We start from the raw sequence: 16040 nt of genomic DNA, 5'->3' as shown, positions 1-16040 counted from the left end.
CGGGGCCTCTGGACCCGGGCGTCAGCGGCGGCGCTCGAACCGGGCGCGCGCGGCCTCGTGCGCGTCGCGCAGCAGGGCGAGCACGGTCTGGCCGGTCGCGGGCCCGGGGTTCACGACGGCGATCCAACCGGCCGACCCGTACACCGGGTGCGGCCGCACGACGTCGACGGTCGCGGGTCCGGGCGCGGCCTCCCCGTGCTTGCCCGGCCCAGGGTCTGCGTGCCCAGGCTCCGCGAGACCAGGCTCCGTCACCTCGGGCTCGACGGCCCCGGTGAGCTGTGCAAGGCGCGCCCGCCCGACATGGACGTTGACTCGCCACCGTCCGGCGGGGTCGAGGTCCGAGGTGGTGTCGTCCGGATAGTTCTTGGTGACGATCGTCCCGTACGGCTGGACGTTCCGGGGCATCTGGCCGTCCGGGGCGTAGTAGAAGAACGCGTCGCCCCAGGCCAGCTCGGGAACGTCGGGGTCGCCGACGGTGGGCGTGACGACCAGGGCGCCGTCGAGCTCACGGACGGCGGCGATGATCTGCTCGACGGTCGGGCCGGTACTGTGCTGAAGGTCCATGGTTCAAGCATCACCTTCAAGTGCCTCTGTGGGGTTGAGCGCATGACACCTCAGGCCTCACGGCCGCTCCGCACCGCCGACGTCGCGCGGAAGTCGGGCTGGTCCGTGCAGCAGGTCCGCGACCTGGAGCGGCTCGGCGTCATCCCGCCGGCCACACGCGGGGCGAACGGCTACCGGTCGTACGGGCCGGCACACGTCCGGGCACTGCGGGCGTACCGGGGGCTCGCGAGCGCCGCCGGGCCGGTGGTCGCGCGGAGCCTGCTCGCGCAGGCGCTGACCGGCAGCCTCGCCGACGCTGCCGCCGCGATCGGCGCGGTGCACGTCCGGCTGGCCGCCGACCGCGACGAGGCCCTCCGGGCGCACGCGGCGCTCGCGGCCATCGAGGGCGAGGAACGAGAGCCGGACGCCGGGTACGACGACGCCGGGTATGTCGACGCCGGTTATGTCGACTCCGACGTACTGACCATCACCCAGCTCGCCGTCGCGCTCGGGGTACGCACCTCCACGCTCCGGTTCTGGGAGCAGGAGGGGCTGCTCGTCCCGGAACGTGTGACGTCGCTGCGCGCCCGGCAGTACGGGCCGGGCGCCGTGCGGGAGGCGCGCATCGTGGCCGCGCTGCGGTCGAGCGGGTACGGGATCCCGGCCGTGCGCGACGTCGTCGTGAGCCTGCGCCGTCTCCCGGGCGCCGGCGGGGGCACGGCCGAGGTCCGGCGGATCCTGGACCGCCGTCTGGACCAGATCGCGACCCGGACGGTCGCGCTGCTCCGCGCGGGCGCGGACCTGGCCGACGTCCTCGACCCCCCGACCCCGTGAGCCCAACCACGTGAGTGCTGGCTTTTTGCGCTCCTGACACACAGAGATCGACAAATAGCCAGCACTCAACCGGCGGGTACGGGCGGGCGGGGGCGGGGCGGCGCGGGCGGGGTGCGCCGTCAGTCGTCGCTGAGGAGCTTGCCCTGGCGGACCAGGTCCTGGAGGGTGCGCTGCACCTGCTCGACGTCGGGCACGTCGTCGAGCACCATGCCCGGCTGGTCCGTGCCGTCGGAGATCACGAGGGTGCCGCAGCCGAAGATCCGGTCGCTGAGCTGCTTCTCGAACGTGACGTTGTTGATCCGGTAGAGCGGGATGTCCCGGCCGGTCTGCGTCAGGATGCCGGTGCGCAGCGCGACCCGCTGGTTGGTGATGATGTAGCGGGTGGTGCGCCAGCGCAGGAACGGACCCGCGGAGGCGACCAGGCCGAGCACCACGAGGATCGCCGTCGCGAACCACAGCACGATCGGGTCGACCGGCAGCGGCAGCACCCAGACGGCGATCACGACGACGATCAGCAGCAGGAGCAGCAGGATCGGCTTGACGACCTTCTTCGGGTGAGTGCGGAGCTGCAACACGATGGTCTCGCCCTCGGCGAGGTGCTCTTCCCTCATGTCGCGAATACTGCCTTACTGCGCCTTTTGGATCTACTGGTTGGATCGGCCGGTCGGATCTACTGCGCCGCCAGGTTCCATCCCTCGATGGTGCGCAGGCTGTGCCCGTACCCCAGCAGGCAGACGGCGGCGGTGCCGAGCTCGAACCGGGCCCCGAGCCGCGGGTCGACGCCGAGCCACACCGTGGCCAGCACCCGCAGCAGGTGCCCGTGCGCCACGAGCAGCACGTCACCTCCGCCCTCCGCCCCCGACCCGGGCCCCGACCCACCCAGCACCAGCTCGGCCCGGGCGATGACCCGGGCGGCGCGCACGGCGACCTGGTCCAGCGTCTCGCCCGGCCGACCGTCGCCGTGCTCGGCGGACGGCGGCAGCACCCGCACGCCGTCGTCGAAGATCTGGAAGTCGCGCCCCAGGATCTCCGAGACGTCGCGCGAGGTGCGGCCGTCGACCGGCCCGTAGTCCCACTCGGCGAGATCCTCGTCGACGACGGCGCCGGGGTGTCCCGCGAGCTCCGCCGTCCGCCGCGCCCGGGTCCGCGGCGACGTGAAGACGGCCGCGAAGTCGTAGGCGGCCAGGGTCGCTCCCGCGGACCGGGCCTGCGCCTCGCCCGCCGCCGTGAGCGGCAGGTCGGTGCGCCCGGTGTGCTGCCCGCTCGCGCTCCACTCGGTCTCGCCGTGCCGGAGCAGCACGAGCTGCGGGTCGCGTGTGGGCCGCAGGGCGGGGGGCCGCGCCGCGGCGGGCTGGGTCGGCAACGTCTCGTCGGACATGGAACGAGCATCCTGCCTCCGGCGGCCGAGCGCACCCCTGGTCACCGCCGGCGGCTCTGACCAGGGCGAACACGCCACGGACAACACGCCGACCGCGGCCGCGGAATCCTGGTGCGCGCCGGGCGCTGCACCTACTGTGGGGCTCGTGAGTCGTGCCACACCGGCGTCGCGCGGCGCCGTCGACCGCTTCTCCACGCGAGGCCTGCCCGCGGCGCGGCGGATCGAGCTGTGGGAGGAGCACAACGCCGACGCCCTCGTCGCGTTGCAGTGCCGCATGCTCGAGGACGACTCGGCGCTGGAGGCCTCCGAGGCGAACCTCCAGCTCGACCGGCTGCACCTGGCGCACGTCGAGGCCAACCCGCACGCCGTGGAGCGCACCGCGCGCACGGTCCGCACCCGCCCCACCGAGTCCGTGGCCCTCTACTTCACGCTCCGGGGCGAGGCGTTCTTCTTCCACGACGACGGCGTCCGCCGGCTGCGGCCCGGCCAGCTCCTGGTGTGCGACGCCGACCGGCCGTTCCTGCGCGGCTTCTCCCAGGGGCTGGAGGAGCTGGCGGTCAAGGTGCCGTACGACGTGTTCCGTTCCGCGGGCGGCACGATGCCGCGCACCGCCCAGGTGATCGAGTTCGGCACGCCTTCCCCGGCGGCGGGCGTCAACGCCCATGCCGCGGCCCTCGCCGAGCTGGTCGCGCGTGCCGTGGGCCCCGACGGCGACGGCGCAGCCGACGAGGCCGCCGTGCTCGACCTCGTCACGGCCGTGCTGGTCCGGCCGGAGGTGGCCGGGGCGCAGGCCGCGGGCGCGCACTTCGCCGCGGCCGAGCGGTACGTGCGGCAGTGGCTGCGCGACCCGACCATGTCGGCCCGCCGCATCGCCGACGCGATCGGCCTGAGCGAGCGGCAGCTCTCGCGCGTGCTCGCCGAGCACGGCACGAGCGTGCCGCGCCTGGTCGCGCGGCGGCGCGTGGAGATGGCGAGCCGGATGCTGCGCATGCCGTCGTACGCGGAGCAGACCGTCGAGGCGATCGGCCGGCGCTGCGGGTTCTCGTCGGCCGCGCAGTTCTCGCGCGTCTTCCGCGAGCAGGCGGGCATGTCGCCGTCCGAGGCCCGGAGGTACGCGCTCGCCGCGCGCCGCTGAGCACACACCCCACCTTGATGATTTCCGCCGACTTTCGTGGTCGGCCCTTTTCCCAGGCCGGGGCGCGCGGCACCCTGTGCGCATGCCTGAGTTCGACGACGGTCAGACCGAGACCGCACTGCCCAGCACCGCCGCCGGCACGACCTCGGAGGGACACGGCACGGTGGTCGAGACCGACGTGCTGGTCGTGGGCTCCGGCCCGGCCGGCGCGTCCGCGGCGCTCTTCCTGTCCAGCCTGGGGATCGACAACATCATGATCACCAAGTACCGCTGGACCGCGAACACGCCCCGCGCGCACATCACCAACCAGCGGACCATGGAGATCTTCCGCGACCTGGGCATCGAGGACCAGGTGCTCGCGGACGCGACGCCGCACGAGCTGGTGGGCGACACCGTGTTCTGCACGACGATCGCCGGCGAGGAGATCGGCCGCATCCTCACCTGGGAGACCCACCCCGCCCGCGAGGCGGACGCGCGGCTGGCCTCGCCGTCGCTCACGGTCGACATCCCGCAGACGTACCTCGAGCCGATCCTCGTGAAGAACGCGACCCAGCGCGGCACCCAGTCGCGATTCTCCACGGAGTACCTGGGCCACACGCAGGACGCCGACGGTGTGAGCACCCGCGTGCTCGACCGCGTCACCGGCACCGAGTACACGATCCGGTCCAAGTACCTGATCGGCGGCGACGGGGCCCGCTCCCAGGTGGCGGCCGACATCGGCCTGCCGATGGAGGGCGCGATGGACATCGCCGGTTCCATGAACATCACGTTCAAGGCCGATCTCACGCACCTCGTGGGCCACCGCCCGTCCGTCCTGTACTGGGTGCTGCAGCCCGGCTCCGACGTCGGCGGCATCGGCGCGGGCCTGGTCCGCATGGTCCGGCCGTGGAACGAGTGGCTCATCGTGTGGGGCTACGACATCGCCGGCGAGCCGCCGCAGCTCGACGACGCCGCGGCGACCGAGATCGTGCGCCAGCTCGTGGGTGTCGAGGACCTGGACGTCGAGATCACGGGCTACTCGCTGTGGGGCAACAACCAGATGTACGCGACGCACCTCCAGCAGGGCCGCGTCTTCTGTGCGGGCGACGCCATCCACCGCCACCCGCCGAGCAACGGCCTCGGCTCCAACACGTCGGTCCAGGACTCGTACAACCTGGCCTGGAAGATCGCGGCCGTGCTCAACGGGCAGGCGGCGCCGTCGCTGCTGGAGACCTACTCGGCCGAGCGCGCGCCGGTCGCCGAGCAGATCGTGCTGCGCGCCAACAAGTCGGGCGGTGAGTTCCGGTTCATGGAGGTGCTCGGGGTCCTGGACGCCGAGACGCCGGAGGCGATGCAGGCCGCGATCGACGAGCGCAAGGCGAACACCCCGGCCGGCGCGGCCAAGCGTGCGGCGCTCGTGGAGGCGATGGACCTCAAGCACTACGAGTTCAACGCGCACGGCGTGGACATGGGCCAGTTCTACACGTCGGCGGCGATCGTCCCCGACGGTTCTCCCCAGCCTGTGGACGAGCGCGACCCCGAGCTCTACTACAAGCAGTCCACGGTGCCCGGCGCGCGGTTCCCGCACGTCTGGGTGGCCGACGCCGACGGGCACAAGCGCTCGACGCACGACCTCGTCCCGTACGGGCAGTTCACGCTGGTGACCGGCATCGCGGGCGAGGCCTGGGCAGACGCCGCCGCGAAGGTCGCCGACCAGCTCGGGGTGCCGCTGGAGGCCGTCGTCATCGGGCCGGGCCGCGAGGTCATCGACACCTACTACGACTGGGCGAAGATGCGCGGCGTCGAGGAGTCGGGCGCGATCCTGGTCCGCCCGGACGCACACGTGGCCTGGCGCGCCCAGACCCTGGCCGACGACCCGGCGGGAGCGCTGGGCGACGCCCTGCGGTCGGTCCTCGGACGGAGCGGTCAGGATGGCTGAGCCGGACGCCGAGCAGTCCGCCCGCGAGCAGGAGCTCACCGACCGCGTGGCGGCGTCCTTCGCGGGCGCCGACGACGCGCGGCTGGCGACGGTCATGCAGTCCCTGACCCGGCACCTGCACGCGTTCCTGCGCGAGGTGCGGCTCACCGAGGACGAGTGGAACCGCGGCATCGAGTTCCTGACCGCCGCGGGGCACATCACCGACGACAAGCGGCAGGAGTTCATCCTGCTGTCCGACGTGCTGGGCGCCTCCATGCAGACCATCGCCATCAACAACGCGGCGTACGAGAACGCGACCGAGGCCACGGTCTTCGGCCCGTTCTTCGTGGACGACGCGCCGCGCATCGAGAACGGCGGGGACATCGCGGGCGCCGCGACCGGGCAGCCCTGCTGGGTCGAGGGCACGGTCACGGATACCGCCGGCAACCCCGTGCCCGGCGCGCGCATCGAGGTGTGGGAGGCGGACGAGGACGGCTTCTACGACGTCCAGTACGGCGACGAGCGCACCGCGGGCCGCGCGCACCTCTACTCGGCCGACGACGGCGGGTACCGCTTCTGGGGCATCACGCCCACGCCGTACCCGATCCCGCACGACGGGCCGGTCGGCGCGCTCCTGGCGGCGTCGGGCCGCTCGCCCCTGCGTGCCGCGCACCTGCACTTCATGGTGACGGCGCCCGGACTGCGCACGCTCGTGACGCACATCTTCGTGCGCGGCGACGAGCTGCTCTCCTCGGACTCGGTGTTCGGCGTCAAGGACTCGCTCGTCATGGACTTCGAGGAGCAGCCCGCGGGCACGCCGACGCCCGACGGCCGTGCGGTCGAGGGCACGTGGGCCCGGACGCGCTTCGACGTCGTCCTCGCCCCGGCGGACTGACCCCGGCCGACCGACCCACCCGCACCACCGGAACCACCGCACCACCAGCACCAAGCACCACCGGCAAGCCGCAATCCCGTGTCAGACCCACAGGTCACCCCGGTGACCCGTGGGTCTGACGACCAGAGGCTCGACGACAGACTTGGAGTGACGACGATGGTTGGCAACGGACGGTCCCTGAACACGCGGGCGCTGGTGGTGTGCGCGTCGACGGCAGCGCTGGCGGGCGCCCTGACGGGCTGCGGCGACGTCGGCGGCGGCTCGGTGGGCGGAGGTGGGGACGACGACGTCCTGAAGATCGGCTTCGTCTCGACCGAGACGGGCTCGTCGGCGCCGTTCGGCGAGGCCAACACCTACGTGATCGAGTCCATGGAGAAGTGGTTCGCCGACCACCCGGTCACCGTCGACGGCACCGAGCAGACCGTCGAGATCATCGTGAAGGACTCGCAGTCGGACTCCGCCCGCGCGGGCGAGGTGGCGGCCGAGCTGATCAACACCGACGGCGTCGACCTGGTGCTGACGTCGTCCACCCCGGACATCACCAACCCCGTCTCGGAGCAGTGCGAGGCCAACTCCGTCCCGTGCATCTCGACGGTCGCGCCCTGGCAGCCCTTCGCGATCCGGGAGGGTGACGAGCCCGCCGACCTGAAGTACAGCTACCACGCGTTCTGGGGCCTGGAGGACGTGTCCGCGGTGTACGCGGACATCTGGAGCCAGGTCGACACCAACCAGAAGGCGGCCGGACTGTTCCCCAACGACCCCGACGGGCAGGCATGGAGCGCCAACTTCCCGGCGCTCACGCAGGACACCGGCGTCACGATCGACGACCCGGGCCTCTACCCGAACGGCACCCAGGACTTCTCGGCGCAGCTCTCCGCGTTCGAGGGCCACGACATCCTGGTCGGCGTGCCGATCCCGCCGGACTTCACGACGTTCTGGCAGCAGGCCGGCCAGCAGGGCTACCGGCCCAAGGTCGCGACGATCGGCAAGGCCCTGCTGTTCCCGTCGTCGGTCGAGGCGCTGGGCAACGCGGGCGACGGCCTCACCTCCGAGGTCTGGTGGCACCCGACGGCGCCGTTCACCTCGTCGCTGACCGGGCAGACCGCGCAGGAGCTGGCCGACCAGTACGAGACGGACACGGGCAAGCAGTGGACGCAGCCTCTCGGCTTCGCCGAGGCCCTGTTCGAGATCACGGTCGCCGCCGTCCAGGAGGCCGGCTCCACCGAGCCGGAGGCGATCACCGAGGCCCTCTCCACGCTGGAGGTCTCGACCGTGGTGGGCGACATCGCCTGGGGTGTCGACGACAGCGTGCCGCCGTACGTGGCCAAGACCCCGCTGGTCGGCGGCCAGTGGCGCCTGGCCGACGGCGCGGACGAGGGCAAGAACCCCTACGAGCTCGTGGTGGTCTCCAACACGCTGGCCCCGGAGATCCCGACGGGCGGCGAGGTCGAGCCGCTCCGGTGACCCAACCCCTGCTGCGGTTGACCGGCGTCGCCAAGCGCTTCGGCCGGGTGGTCACGGCCCGCGACGTGTCGTTCGAGGTGTCCGCCGGCGAGGCCCTGGGCCTCGTCGGCCCGAACGGCGCGGGCAAGACCACCCTGCTCGACGTCGTCGCGGGCACCCTGCGGGCCGACGCCGGGACCGTGACGCTGGACGGCCAGGACGTCACCCGGCTCGGCGCCGCGGCCCGCGCCGACCGGGGCGTCGCGCGCTCGTACCAGGTGCCGCGCCCTTTCAGCGGCCTCACCGTGTACGAGAACGTGCTGGTCGGGGCGTCCTTCGCCGGACGGCGGCACGGCGGCGCCGGCGCGCGCAGCGCGGCCCGGGACGCCCGGGACCGGGCCTGGCACGCGCTCGAGGTCACGGACCTGACCGGGGCGGCGAACACGCCGTCGGGCAGCCTGCGCCTGCTGGACCGCAAGCGGCTGGAGGTCGCGCGGGCGCTCGCGACCGGGCCGCGCCTGCTCCTGCTCGACGAGATCGCGGGCGGCCTCACCGACCGCGAGCTCCCGCAGGTCGTGGACCTGGTCCGCCGCCTGCGGGACGACGGCGTCGCCGTGGTCTGGATCGAGCACGTGCTGCACGCGCTGCTCGACGTCGTGGACCGCCTGCTCTGCCTCGCCGCCGGCGAGGTGATCGCGCAGGGCGACCCGCACGAGGTGATCCGCAGCCCGCAGGTGGTCGAGGTGTACCTGGGCTCCACCGTCGACTCGGTGCCCGACGCGTCGCCCGACCCGCTGCCGGGGGAGCCGGCATGAGCGTCCTGGAGGTCACGGGCCTGGAGGTCCGGTACGGCGACCTGCTCGCGGTCGACGGCGTCGGGCTGAGGCTCGCCGAGGGGGAGACGCTCGCCGTGCTCGGCGCCAACGGCGCCGGCAAGTCCACGCTGCTCGCGGCGCTCGCGGGCACCCACCTGCCCGCGGCGGGCACCGTGCTGCTCGACGGCGCCCCGGTCACCCGGGTGCCCGCGCACCGGCGGGTGCGGCGCGGCATCGCGCTCGTGCCGGAGGGACGACGCCTGTTCCCGTCGCTCACCGTCGAGGAGAACCTGCTCATGGGCCGCTACCCGGGGCGGCCGGGGCCGTGGGACCTGCGCGCCGTGTACGACGTGTTCCCGCACGTCGCCGAGCTGCGCGACCGGCGCGCCGGCGTGCTCTCCGGCGGGCAGCAGCAGGCCGTCGCGATCGGCCGGGCCCTCCTGACCAACCCGCGCGTGCTGCTGCTCGACGAGGTGTCGCTCGGGCTCGCGCCGTCCGTCGTCACCCGGATCTACGACGCCGTCCGCCGCATCACGGCGGAGGGCACCACGGCACTCGTCGTCGAGCAGGACCTGGACCAGGCGCTGCGTGTGGCCGACCGCGTCCAGTGCCTCCTGGGCGGGCGCACCGTGCTGGAGGCCCCCGCCGTGGGCCTGGACCGCGAGGCCGTGGCCGACGCCTACTTCGGCATCGCCCCGACCCTCGCGCCCGCCCCCGCCCCCACCCCGAGACCCACGGAGGCCTGATGGACTGGCTCAACGCCGCCGTGCAGGGCGTGCTGCTCGGCGGGCAGTACGCCCTGCTGGCCTGCGGCCTGTCGCTGATCTTCGGCGTGATGCGCGTCGTCAACCTGGCGCACGGCGTGCTCGCGGTGCTCGCCGCCTACCTGTCGCTGGTGCTGGTGCAGCAGGGCCTGCCCCTGTGGCTCGCGGTGGTCGTGGTGGTGCCGGTGTTCGCGGCCCTCGGGTACGCGGTGCAGCGCGGCCTGTTCAACCCGGCCCTCGCCCAGGTGCGGGGCGGGGACGGCGGCCGCGCGCGGGGCGCGGGCGGCGCGGGCGACCTCGCGCCGCTGCTGGTGTCGTTCGGCGTCGCCGTGGCCCTGACCAGCCTGCTCCAGGAGGTGTTCAGCGCGGACACCCGCAGGATCCCCACGGGCGACCTCGCCTCGGCAGGCGTGCCGCTCGGCCCGCTCTCGGTGGGCCTGCTGCCGCTCATCACGCTGGTCGTGGCAGCCGCGGTGATCGCGGGGGTCCAGGTCTTCCTGGCGCGCACGGCCACGGGCCGCGCCATGCGCGCCGTGGCCGACGACGCCGGGGCCGCCGCGATGTACGGCGTCGACCCGCGGCACACCTACGCCGTGGCGACGGCCCTCGCGTTCGCCACGCTGGCGCTCGCGGGCGTGTTCCTCGGCATGAGCACGCAGTTCTCGCCGGGCTACGGCGACCTCGTGCTGCTGTTCGCGTTCGAGGCCGTGATCATCGGCGGGCTCGGGTCGCTGTGGGGCACGCTCCTGGGCGGCATCGTGCTGGGTGTCGCACAGACCGTCGGCGCCCAGATCGACCCGCAGTCCGGGGTGCTCGCCGGGCACCTGGTCTTCCTCGCCGTGCTGGTGGTGCGGCCCGGCGGCCTGCTGCCGAGGAGCGTGCCGGCATGAGCGCGCCGAACACCGCCGCGGACGCGGCCGCCCCGGCGGCGTCTCCGACCGCCCCGACGATCACGCGCGGCGGCCGCGGCTCCCTGGTCGGGGGCGGGGTGCTCGCGCTCGTCGTCGTCCTCCTCGCCGCCGTCGTCCCCTACGTCGTGACCCTCGGCGCGCTGTCCAGCCTGGTCATGCTCTTCGCCCTCGTGATACTCGGTACCACCTGGAACCTGCTCGCCGGGTACGGCGGCATGGTGAGCGTGGGCCAACAGGCGTACGTCGGCGTGGGCGGGTACGCCCTGATCCAGCTCGCCGACGCCGTCGGCGCCCCGCCGTGGGCCGCCGTCCTGGCGGCCGGCCTCGTGGGCGCCGCGATCGCCCTGCCGACGAGCTACCTGGTGTTCCGCCTCGCCGGGGGGTACTTCGCGATCGGCACGTGGGTGGTGGCCGAGGTGTTCCGCCTGGTCACGATGCAGGTCGACGGCTTCGGCGGCGGCAGCGGACTGTCCCTGAGCGCCTTCCGGGGCACCGACCGGGTGGACCGCGTGGCCTTCGTCTACTGGTTCGCGCTGGCGCTCGTGGTCGCCGTCGTGCTCGGGACCTACGTGCTCATGCGGTCTCGCGTGGGACTCGGGCTCACGGCGATCCGCGACGACCGCGTCGCGGCGAGCAGCCTGGGGGTGGCCGTGGACCGGGGCCGCCGCATCGTCTACGTCGCGGGATCGGCGGGCGCCGCGCTCGCGGGCGCGCTGATCGCGCTGAGCACGCTCGGTGTCACCCCGGGGTCGATCTACTCCGTGAGCTGGACGGCGGCGATGATCTTCATCGTCGTGGTCGGTGGCATCGGCACCATCGAGGGACCGATCGTGGGGGCCGTCCTCTACTGGGCGCTGCAGCAGGCCCTCGCGCCGCTTGGCACCTGGTACCTCGTGGTGCTCGGCGTGGTGGCGGTGGCCGTGGTGCTCCTCGCGCCGCGCGGGCTGTGGGGCCTGGTGGCGGGGCGGTTCCAGCTCTTCCCCACGACGTACCGGGTCCGTGCCTGACGGCGTGCCGCCTGACGGCGTGACGTGCCTGGCTGCGCGGCCGATCTGACGGTCCGGTGAGTCCGAGATCACAGCGTCTTCAGTCGACGCGCGACTCGGTATCAACGAGGATGGATGATCCGCAGACCAGCGGGTGAACCACGTGCAGCGTAGCCGTAAGCCTGCACCGGAGGAGGACCCATGACGGACGCCGACGACGCCCAGTACCACTCCATCGCCAACCCTCGCCGGACCACGCTCATGCACCGGAGCGTGACCGACACGTACGGCTCCCGACACGAGGAACGCGAGACGCCGGCCGACGACGCCGCCGCGGGCTGACCGCGCAGCGGCTCGCGCCGACAGCTGTGCCCATGACGGAGGGCCCGGCCGCACGCCACGACGTGGCACGCGGCCGGGCCCTCTGCGTCGTCCGGGCGGCCGCGGTCCGGTCGGCGTCGTTCCGCGATGCGAGACGCGCCAAAGTTCACCCACACCCGCCAGAAGGCCTGGTCGGGGGCCGGATGTCACCGGAAATTCATGTGACGGACCTCACTCCCGTTACATTCTGGAAACACTTCCGCTAGCCTGGGGCGCGCATCCTCTCCCACAATTCGGTAGAGCAAGGCGGTACGGCGAGTCGATGCAGGCGCATGAAGCACAGCGAGTTCGGCACGGTGAGCAGGCGGGCTAGGTCCCGCGGCGACCGGTACGACGTGGAACAGGGAACTCGCCGGCGGCCTGACCCCGAGACGGGGTACGGGCCCAGCAGAGCACGTCCAGTCACGTACGACACAAGAACCGAGTGGGGTTACCAGGGATGAATGGCGAATCGATTCGACACTTCACGGACGGACGCGTTCCCGATGCCGGGATCGCGCACCTCTTCAGCGTCGAGAACCGATTCCAGGCGCGCCTCGACGTCGAGGCCGCACTCGCGCTCGCGGAGGCCGAGATCGGTCTGATCCCGGAGCCGGCCGGTGAGACGATCGCCCGGGCCGCGCAGATCGAGAAGCTGGACCTCGACCGCGTGGCGGCGGAGACGGCGTCCGCCAGCCACCCCCTGATGCCGCTCATCGAGGAGTTCGCCCGCGTGGTCGGGCGCCAGTACGGCGGCTGGGTGCACTGGGGCGCCACGACGCAGAACATCACGCAGACGGCGGACGTGCTCGTGCTGCGCGACGCGCACCGCGCGGTCAAGGACCTGCTCGCCAAGGTGCTGCGCGGCATGTCCAAGCAGGCGGACGCCTCAGCCGCGGTGCCGATGGCCGGCCGCACGCACAGCCAGCACGCGGTGCCGGTCACGTTCGGCTTCAAGGTGGCCGTCTGGATCGACGAGCTCACGGCGCACACCGACCGGCTCGAGCGCCTGGAGGACCGGCTCTTCCGGGTGCTCATGGGCGGCGCCGTCGGCACGTTCGCGTCGTTCGGTCCTGCGGGGCGCGAGGTCGAGCGCCGGGTCGCCAACCACCTCGGGCTCGGCACCATGCCCGTACCGTCGCGCGCGATCAACGACGGCATCGTCGAGCTGGTGCTCGTCCTCGGCCAGGTCGCCGGCACCGCCGGCAAGATCGGCAAGGACATCTACTCGATGATGCAGCCGGAGTTCGGCGAGGCGTTCGAGCCCATCCCGGAGGGCACGGTCGGCAGCTCGACGATGCCCCACAAGCGCAACCCGCAGCTCGCCCTCGACCTGCTGTCGATGAGCGCCCAGCTCCGCGCTCTCGCGGCGCCCGCGCTCGAGTCGATGCAGCACGACCACGAGGCGAACGGCGGCATGACCGACCTCCTGGAGTCGACGGTCTCCCGCGCCGCGGTCCTGGCCGGCGACATCCTGACCCGCCTGGACGTGATCCTCGACGGCCTGGAGCTGGACGAGCAGCGGATGCGCGCCAACCTGGCGCTGAGCGAGGGCCTCATCGGCTCGGAGTCGCTCATGATGGAGCTCGGCGAGCGCATCGGCCGGCAGAAGGCGCACGAGGTCGTGTACGAGGTGGCGCAGGAGTCGGCCGTGGGCGACGTGCAGTTCCTCGACCTGCTGGTGCGGAACGCGACCGTCAGCGCCTACTTCGACCGGGACGAGATCTGCCGCCTGATCGACCCGAGCGCGTACCTCGGCCAGAGCGTCGCCATCGCGCACGACATGGCGCAGCACGCCCGCGCGGTGGCCGACCGGCTCGAGTTCAGCGCCCGGACGGCCAAGCCGGTCCCGCTGTTCGTCCGTGCGGCGGCCGACGAGCCCGCCGACGAGGCGGGCGCCGGGGACGACGTCGCCCGCCCGGTCGACGACACCCGGGTCGCCGCGGCGGCGCGGACCCCGGAGGAGCTCCTGCTCGTCGGCCTGTAGGCCCCTGCTCCCCCTCCTAGAAGAGGGTGCCTGACTCCCAGGTACGGCCGGCGCCGGTCACGACCGGCGTCGGCCGCGTCACCGGCGGCGCGCTCTCGCGGGCCTCGACGGTGAGGCCCCCGTCCCGCAGCTCGGCGTCGGGGATCATCCCGGCGTCCGGCACCAGCATCTCGCCGACGCCTCCGCGTCCCGCGGCCCACTCCTCCGCGGCGAACCCCGCGAGCTGGTCGACCCGCTCGTTGTACGGGTTGCCCACGTGACCCCGCACCCAGTGGAACCGCACGGGTCCGGTGCGCTCGGTGACGGCGCGGTCGATCTCCTGCACCAGGCCGACGTTCGGCACGGGCTCACCGGCGGGAGAGCGCCAGCCGTTGCGCTTCCATCCCTCGGACCACTCGGACACGGACCGCACGGCGTACTGCGAGCCGGACTCCACGAGCAGCGGCTCGCTGCCGGGGTGCGCGTCGATGGCGCGGAGCAGAGCTGAGAGTGCGGCGACCTGATCGTTCCCCTGGGCCGCGCCGCCCGAATCGAACTGCCCGCCCGCGTGGTTGATCCACGCCCATCCGATCGCGCCGCCCGGCGCGGCCGACCCGTGCGTGCTGACGATGATCACGGCGTCCATTGTGCATCCTTCTGCCCGAGAATCCGGACGCCTGGCCGGGGGTGGACGCCGTCCGAGAGTTCGGCGCGGCGAAACCGAGGCCAAGGGCCTACGAAACCCATGACCGGTGATCCACGGGCATGATGGCTGTGTGCCTCACGTACCTTCCGGCCCCGCCCGCCGCCCGTCCGGCGGCACACCCACGCCCGTACAGCGTGCGCAGGGGCTGCACCCCTCGCGCCCCCGGACCCGCGCCGACATCCGGCGGTGGCGCCGGCTGCTCGCCGACGAGCGGGCCGAGGCCGCCGTCTACCGCGACCTGGCGGGCCGGCGCACGGGTGAGGAGCGGGAGATCCTGCTCGCGCTCGCGCGGGCGGAGAAGCGGCACGAGTCGCACTGGCTCGACCTCCTGGGTCCCGACGTCGGCGCGCCCGTGCGTGGCGACCTGCGGACCCGGGGCCTCGGCTTCCTGGCCCGCCGGTTCGGCGGCGTCTTCGTGCTGGCGCTCGCCCAGCGGGCCGAGGCCCGGTCCTCGTACGCGCACGACGCCGACGCCACCGAGACCATGGCGGCCGACGAGCAGATCCACGAGGAGGTGGTGCGGGCGCTGGCCACCCGGGGCCGCAACCGCCTGTCGGGCACGTTCCGCGCCGCGGTCTTCGGCGCGAACGACGGGCTCGTGTCGAACCTCGCGCTCGTGCTCGGCATCGGCGCCTCCGGAGTCGCGACGAGCACCGTGCTGCTCACCGGCCTCGCGGGCCTCCTTGCGGGCGCGCTGTCGATGGGCGCCGGCGAGTTCGTGTCGGTGCGCTCGCAGCGGGAGCTGCTCGAGGCGTCGTCGCCGTCGCCCACGGCCGACGACGCGCTGCCGCACCTCGACGTCGACGCGAACGAGCTCGCGCTCGTGTACCGGGCGCGGGGCATGGCCGGCGAGGAGGCGACGGCGCGTGCCGACGCCGTGCTCGCGCGGCTCGCCGTGGCGCCCTCGACGGGCGGGCTGCTCCTGGAGCCCGCCGCGGAGGGCGGCCCCGACGCCGACGTCGACGACCTGGAGACGCACGGGACGGCGTGGGGTGCGGCGGTGTCGTCCTTCCTGTTCTTCGCGTCGGGTGCCGTCGTCCCGGTGCTGCCGTACCTCTTCGGGCTCGAGGGGCTCGCCGCGGTGGTCGTCGCGACGGCGCTGGTCGGGATCGCGCTGCTGGTGACGGGCGCCGTCGTGGGTCTGCTGTCGGGCACGTCCCCGCTCACGCGGGCGCTGCGGCAGATCGCGATCGGCCTCGGCGCGGCCGCCGCCACGTACCTCCTCGGGCTGGTGTTCGGGGCCACCGTCGGGTGAACCCGGAGAGTTCACCCACCCTGCTGGGGAACCCCGCACATCGCCCGTGATGCCCTGGAATGACCGGGATATCGCGCCTCTTCCGACATACGCCGGTACCCATGCACAATATTCTCGATCCGCAAACCGCAGGTATGTAGTTGCCGAACCTC

General features: G+C 73.2%; 16 protein-coding genes. 12 read left to right on the top strand and 4 right to left on the bottom strand.

Annotated features, from left to right (window positions below; genetic code table 11):
- Nucleotides 1–21 precede the first annotated feature (21 nt).
- A complete protein-coding gene (locus ACH45N_RS00435) occupies nucleotides 22–564 on the bottom strand; it encodes a DUF6194 family protein (protein ID WP_397390107.1) in 543 nt (180 codons plus the stop codon).
- 42 nt (nucleotides 565–606) lie between these two features.
- Between ACH45N_RS00435 and ACH45N_RS00430 the strand changes: the two genes are divergently transcribed.
- On the top strand, nucleotides 607–1377 hold the full coding sequence (locus tag ACH45N_RS00430; protein WP_397390105.1) for a MerR family transcriptional regulator: 771 nt from the start codon (nucleotides 607–609) through the stop codon (nucleotides 1375–1377).
- Nucleotides 1378–1496: 119 nt separating this feature from the next.
- Here the strand turns inward: ACH45N_RS00430 and ACH45N_RS00425 are convergent, their stop codons facing one another.
- Entirely contained in the window at nucleotides 1497–1988 is a 492-nt protein-coding gene (locus ACH45N_RS00425) for a PH domain-containing protein (protein ID WP_397390103.1), read from the bottom strand.
- 59 nt (nucleotides 1989–2047) lie between these two features.
- Nucleotides 2048–2755 carry a histidine phosphatase family protein gene (locus ACH45N_RS00420; protein ID WP_397390101.1) on the bottom strand — a complete coding sequence of 236 codons (708 nt, stop codon included), beginning with the start codon at nucleotides 2753–2755 and terminating at the stop codon, nucleotides 2048–2050.
- 145 nt (nucleotides 2756–2900) lie between these two features.
- Here ACH45N_RS00420 and ACH45N_RS00415 point away from each other — a divergent pair, with 145 nt between their 5' ends.
- The 10 genes from ACH45N_RS00415 to ACH45N_RS00370 all read left to right on the top strand — a co-directional run bounded on the left by ACH45N_RS00415 (nucleotide 2901) and on the right by ACH45N_RS00370 (nucleotide 13948).
- On the top strand, nucleotides 2901–3890 hold the full coding sequence (locus ACH45N_RS00415) for a helix-turn-helix domain-containing protein (RefSeq protein WP_397390099.1): 990 nt from the start codon (nucleotides 2901–2903) through the stop codon (nucleotides 3888–3890).
- Nucleotides 3891–3972: 82 nt separating this feature from the next.
- Complete coding sequence (locus ACH45N_RS00410) at nucleotides 3973–5808, top strand: FAD-dependent oxidoreductase (RefSeq protein ID WP_397390097.1); 1836 nt, start codon at nucleotides 3973–3975, stop codon at nucleotides 5806–5808.
- Nucleotides 5801–6682 carry an intradiol ring-cleavage dioxygenase gene (locus tag ACH45N_RS00405; RefSeq protein WP_397390095.1) on the top strand — a complete coding sequence of 294 codons (882 nt, stop codon included), beginning with the start codon at nucleotides 5801–5803 and terminating at the stop codon, nucleotides 6680–6682. Before ACH45N_RS00410 ends, ACH45N_RS00405 begins: the two co-directional genes overlap by 8 nt.
- 156 nt (nucleotides 6683–6838) lie before the next feature.
- A complete protein-coding gene (locus tag ACH45N_RS00400; protein ID WP_397390093.1) occupies nucleotides 6839–8146 on the top strand; it encodes an ABC transporter substrate-binding protein in 1308 nt (435 codons plus the stop codon).
- On the top strand, nucleotides 8143–8940 hold the full coding sequence (locus ACH45N_RS00395; protein WP_397390091.1) for an ABC transporter ATP-binding protein: 798 nt from the start codon (nucleotides 8143–8145) through the stop codon (nucleotides 8938–8940). The genes ACH45N_RS00400 and ACH45N_RS00395 overlap by 4 nt, the downstream gene beginning before the upstream one ends.
- Nucleotides 8937–9686 carry an ABC transporter ATP-binding protein gene (locus ACH45N_RS00390; RefSeq protein ID WP_397390089.1) on the top strand — a complete coding sequence of 250 codons (750 nt, stop codon included), beginning with the start codon at nucleotides 8937–8939 and terminating at the stop codon, nucleotides 9684–9686. Before ACH45N_RS00395 ends, ACH45N_RS00390 begins: the two co-directional genes overlap by 4 nt.
- Entirely contained in the window at nucleotides 9686–10594 is a 909-nt protein-coding gene (locus ACH45N_RS00385) for a branched-chain amino acid ABC transporter permease (protein ID WP_397390087.1), read from the top strand. Before ACH45N_RS00390 ends, ACH45N_RS00385 begins: the two co-directional genes overlap by 1 nt.
- Nucleotides 10591–11622, top strand: coding sequence for a branched-chain amino acid ABC transporter permease (locus tag ACH45N_RS00380; RefSeq protein ID WP_397390085.1), 1032 nt, complete (start codon nucleotides 10591–10593; stop codon nucleotides 11620–11622). The genes ACH45N_RS00385 and ACH45N_RS00380 overlap by 4 nt, the downstream gene beginning before the upstream one ends.
- 180 nt (nucleotides 11623–11802) lie before the next feature.
- The gene (locus tag ACH45N_RS00375; protein ID WP_397390083.1) at nucleotides 11803–11943 is read left to right on the top strand and encodes a hypothetical protein; all 141 of its coding nucleotides are present in this window, start codon (nucleotides 11803–11805) and stop codon (nucleotides 11941–11943) included.
- Nucleotides 11944–12421: 478 nt separating this feature from the next.
- Nucleotides 12422–13948, top strand: a complete 1527-nt coding sequence (locus tag ACH45N_RS00370) for an adenylosuccinate lyase family protein (RefSeq protein ID WP_397390081.1) — start codon at nucleotides 12422–12424, stop codon at nucleotides 13946–13948.
- Nucleotides 13949–13964: 16 nt separating this feature from the next.
- Here the strand turns inward: ACH45N_RS00370 and ACH45N_RS00365 are convergent, their stop codons facing one another.
- On the bottom strand, nucleotides 13965–14573 hold the full coding sequence (locus ACH45N_RS00365) for a ribonuclease H (RefSeq protein WP_397390079.1): 609 nt from the start codon (nucleotides 14571–14573) through the stop codon (nucleotides 13965–13967).
- Nucleotides 14574–14703: 130 nt separating this feature from the next.
- Between ACH45N_RS00365 and ACH45N_RS00360 the strand changes: the two genes are divergently transcribed.
- Entirely contained in the window at nucleotides 14704–15888 is a 1185-nt protein-coding gene (locus ACH45N_RS00360; RefSeq protein ID WP_397390077.1) for a VIT1/CCC1 family protein, read from the top strand.
- Nucleotides 15889–16040 lie beyond the last annotated feature (152 nt).

The organism is Promicromonospora sp. NPDC019610 (genome assembly GCF_044389365.1).
Lineage (GTDB): Bacteria > Actinomycetota > Actinomycetes > Actinomycetales > Cellulomonadaceae > Promicromonospora.
Note: the sequence above shows the minus strand (reverse complement) of the source record. Positions and strands in the feature narration are given on the sequence as shown.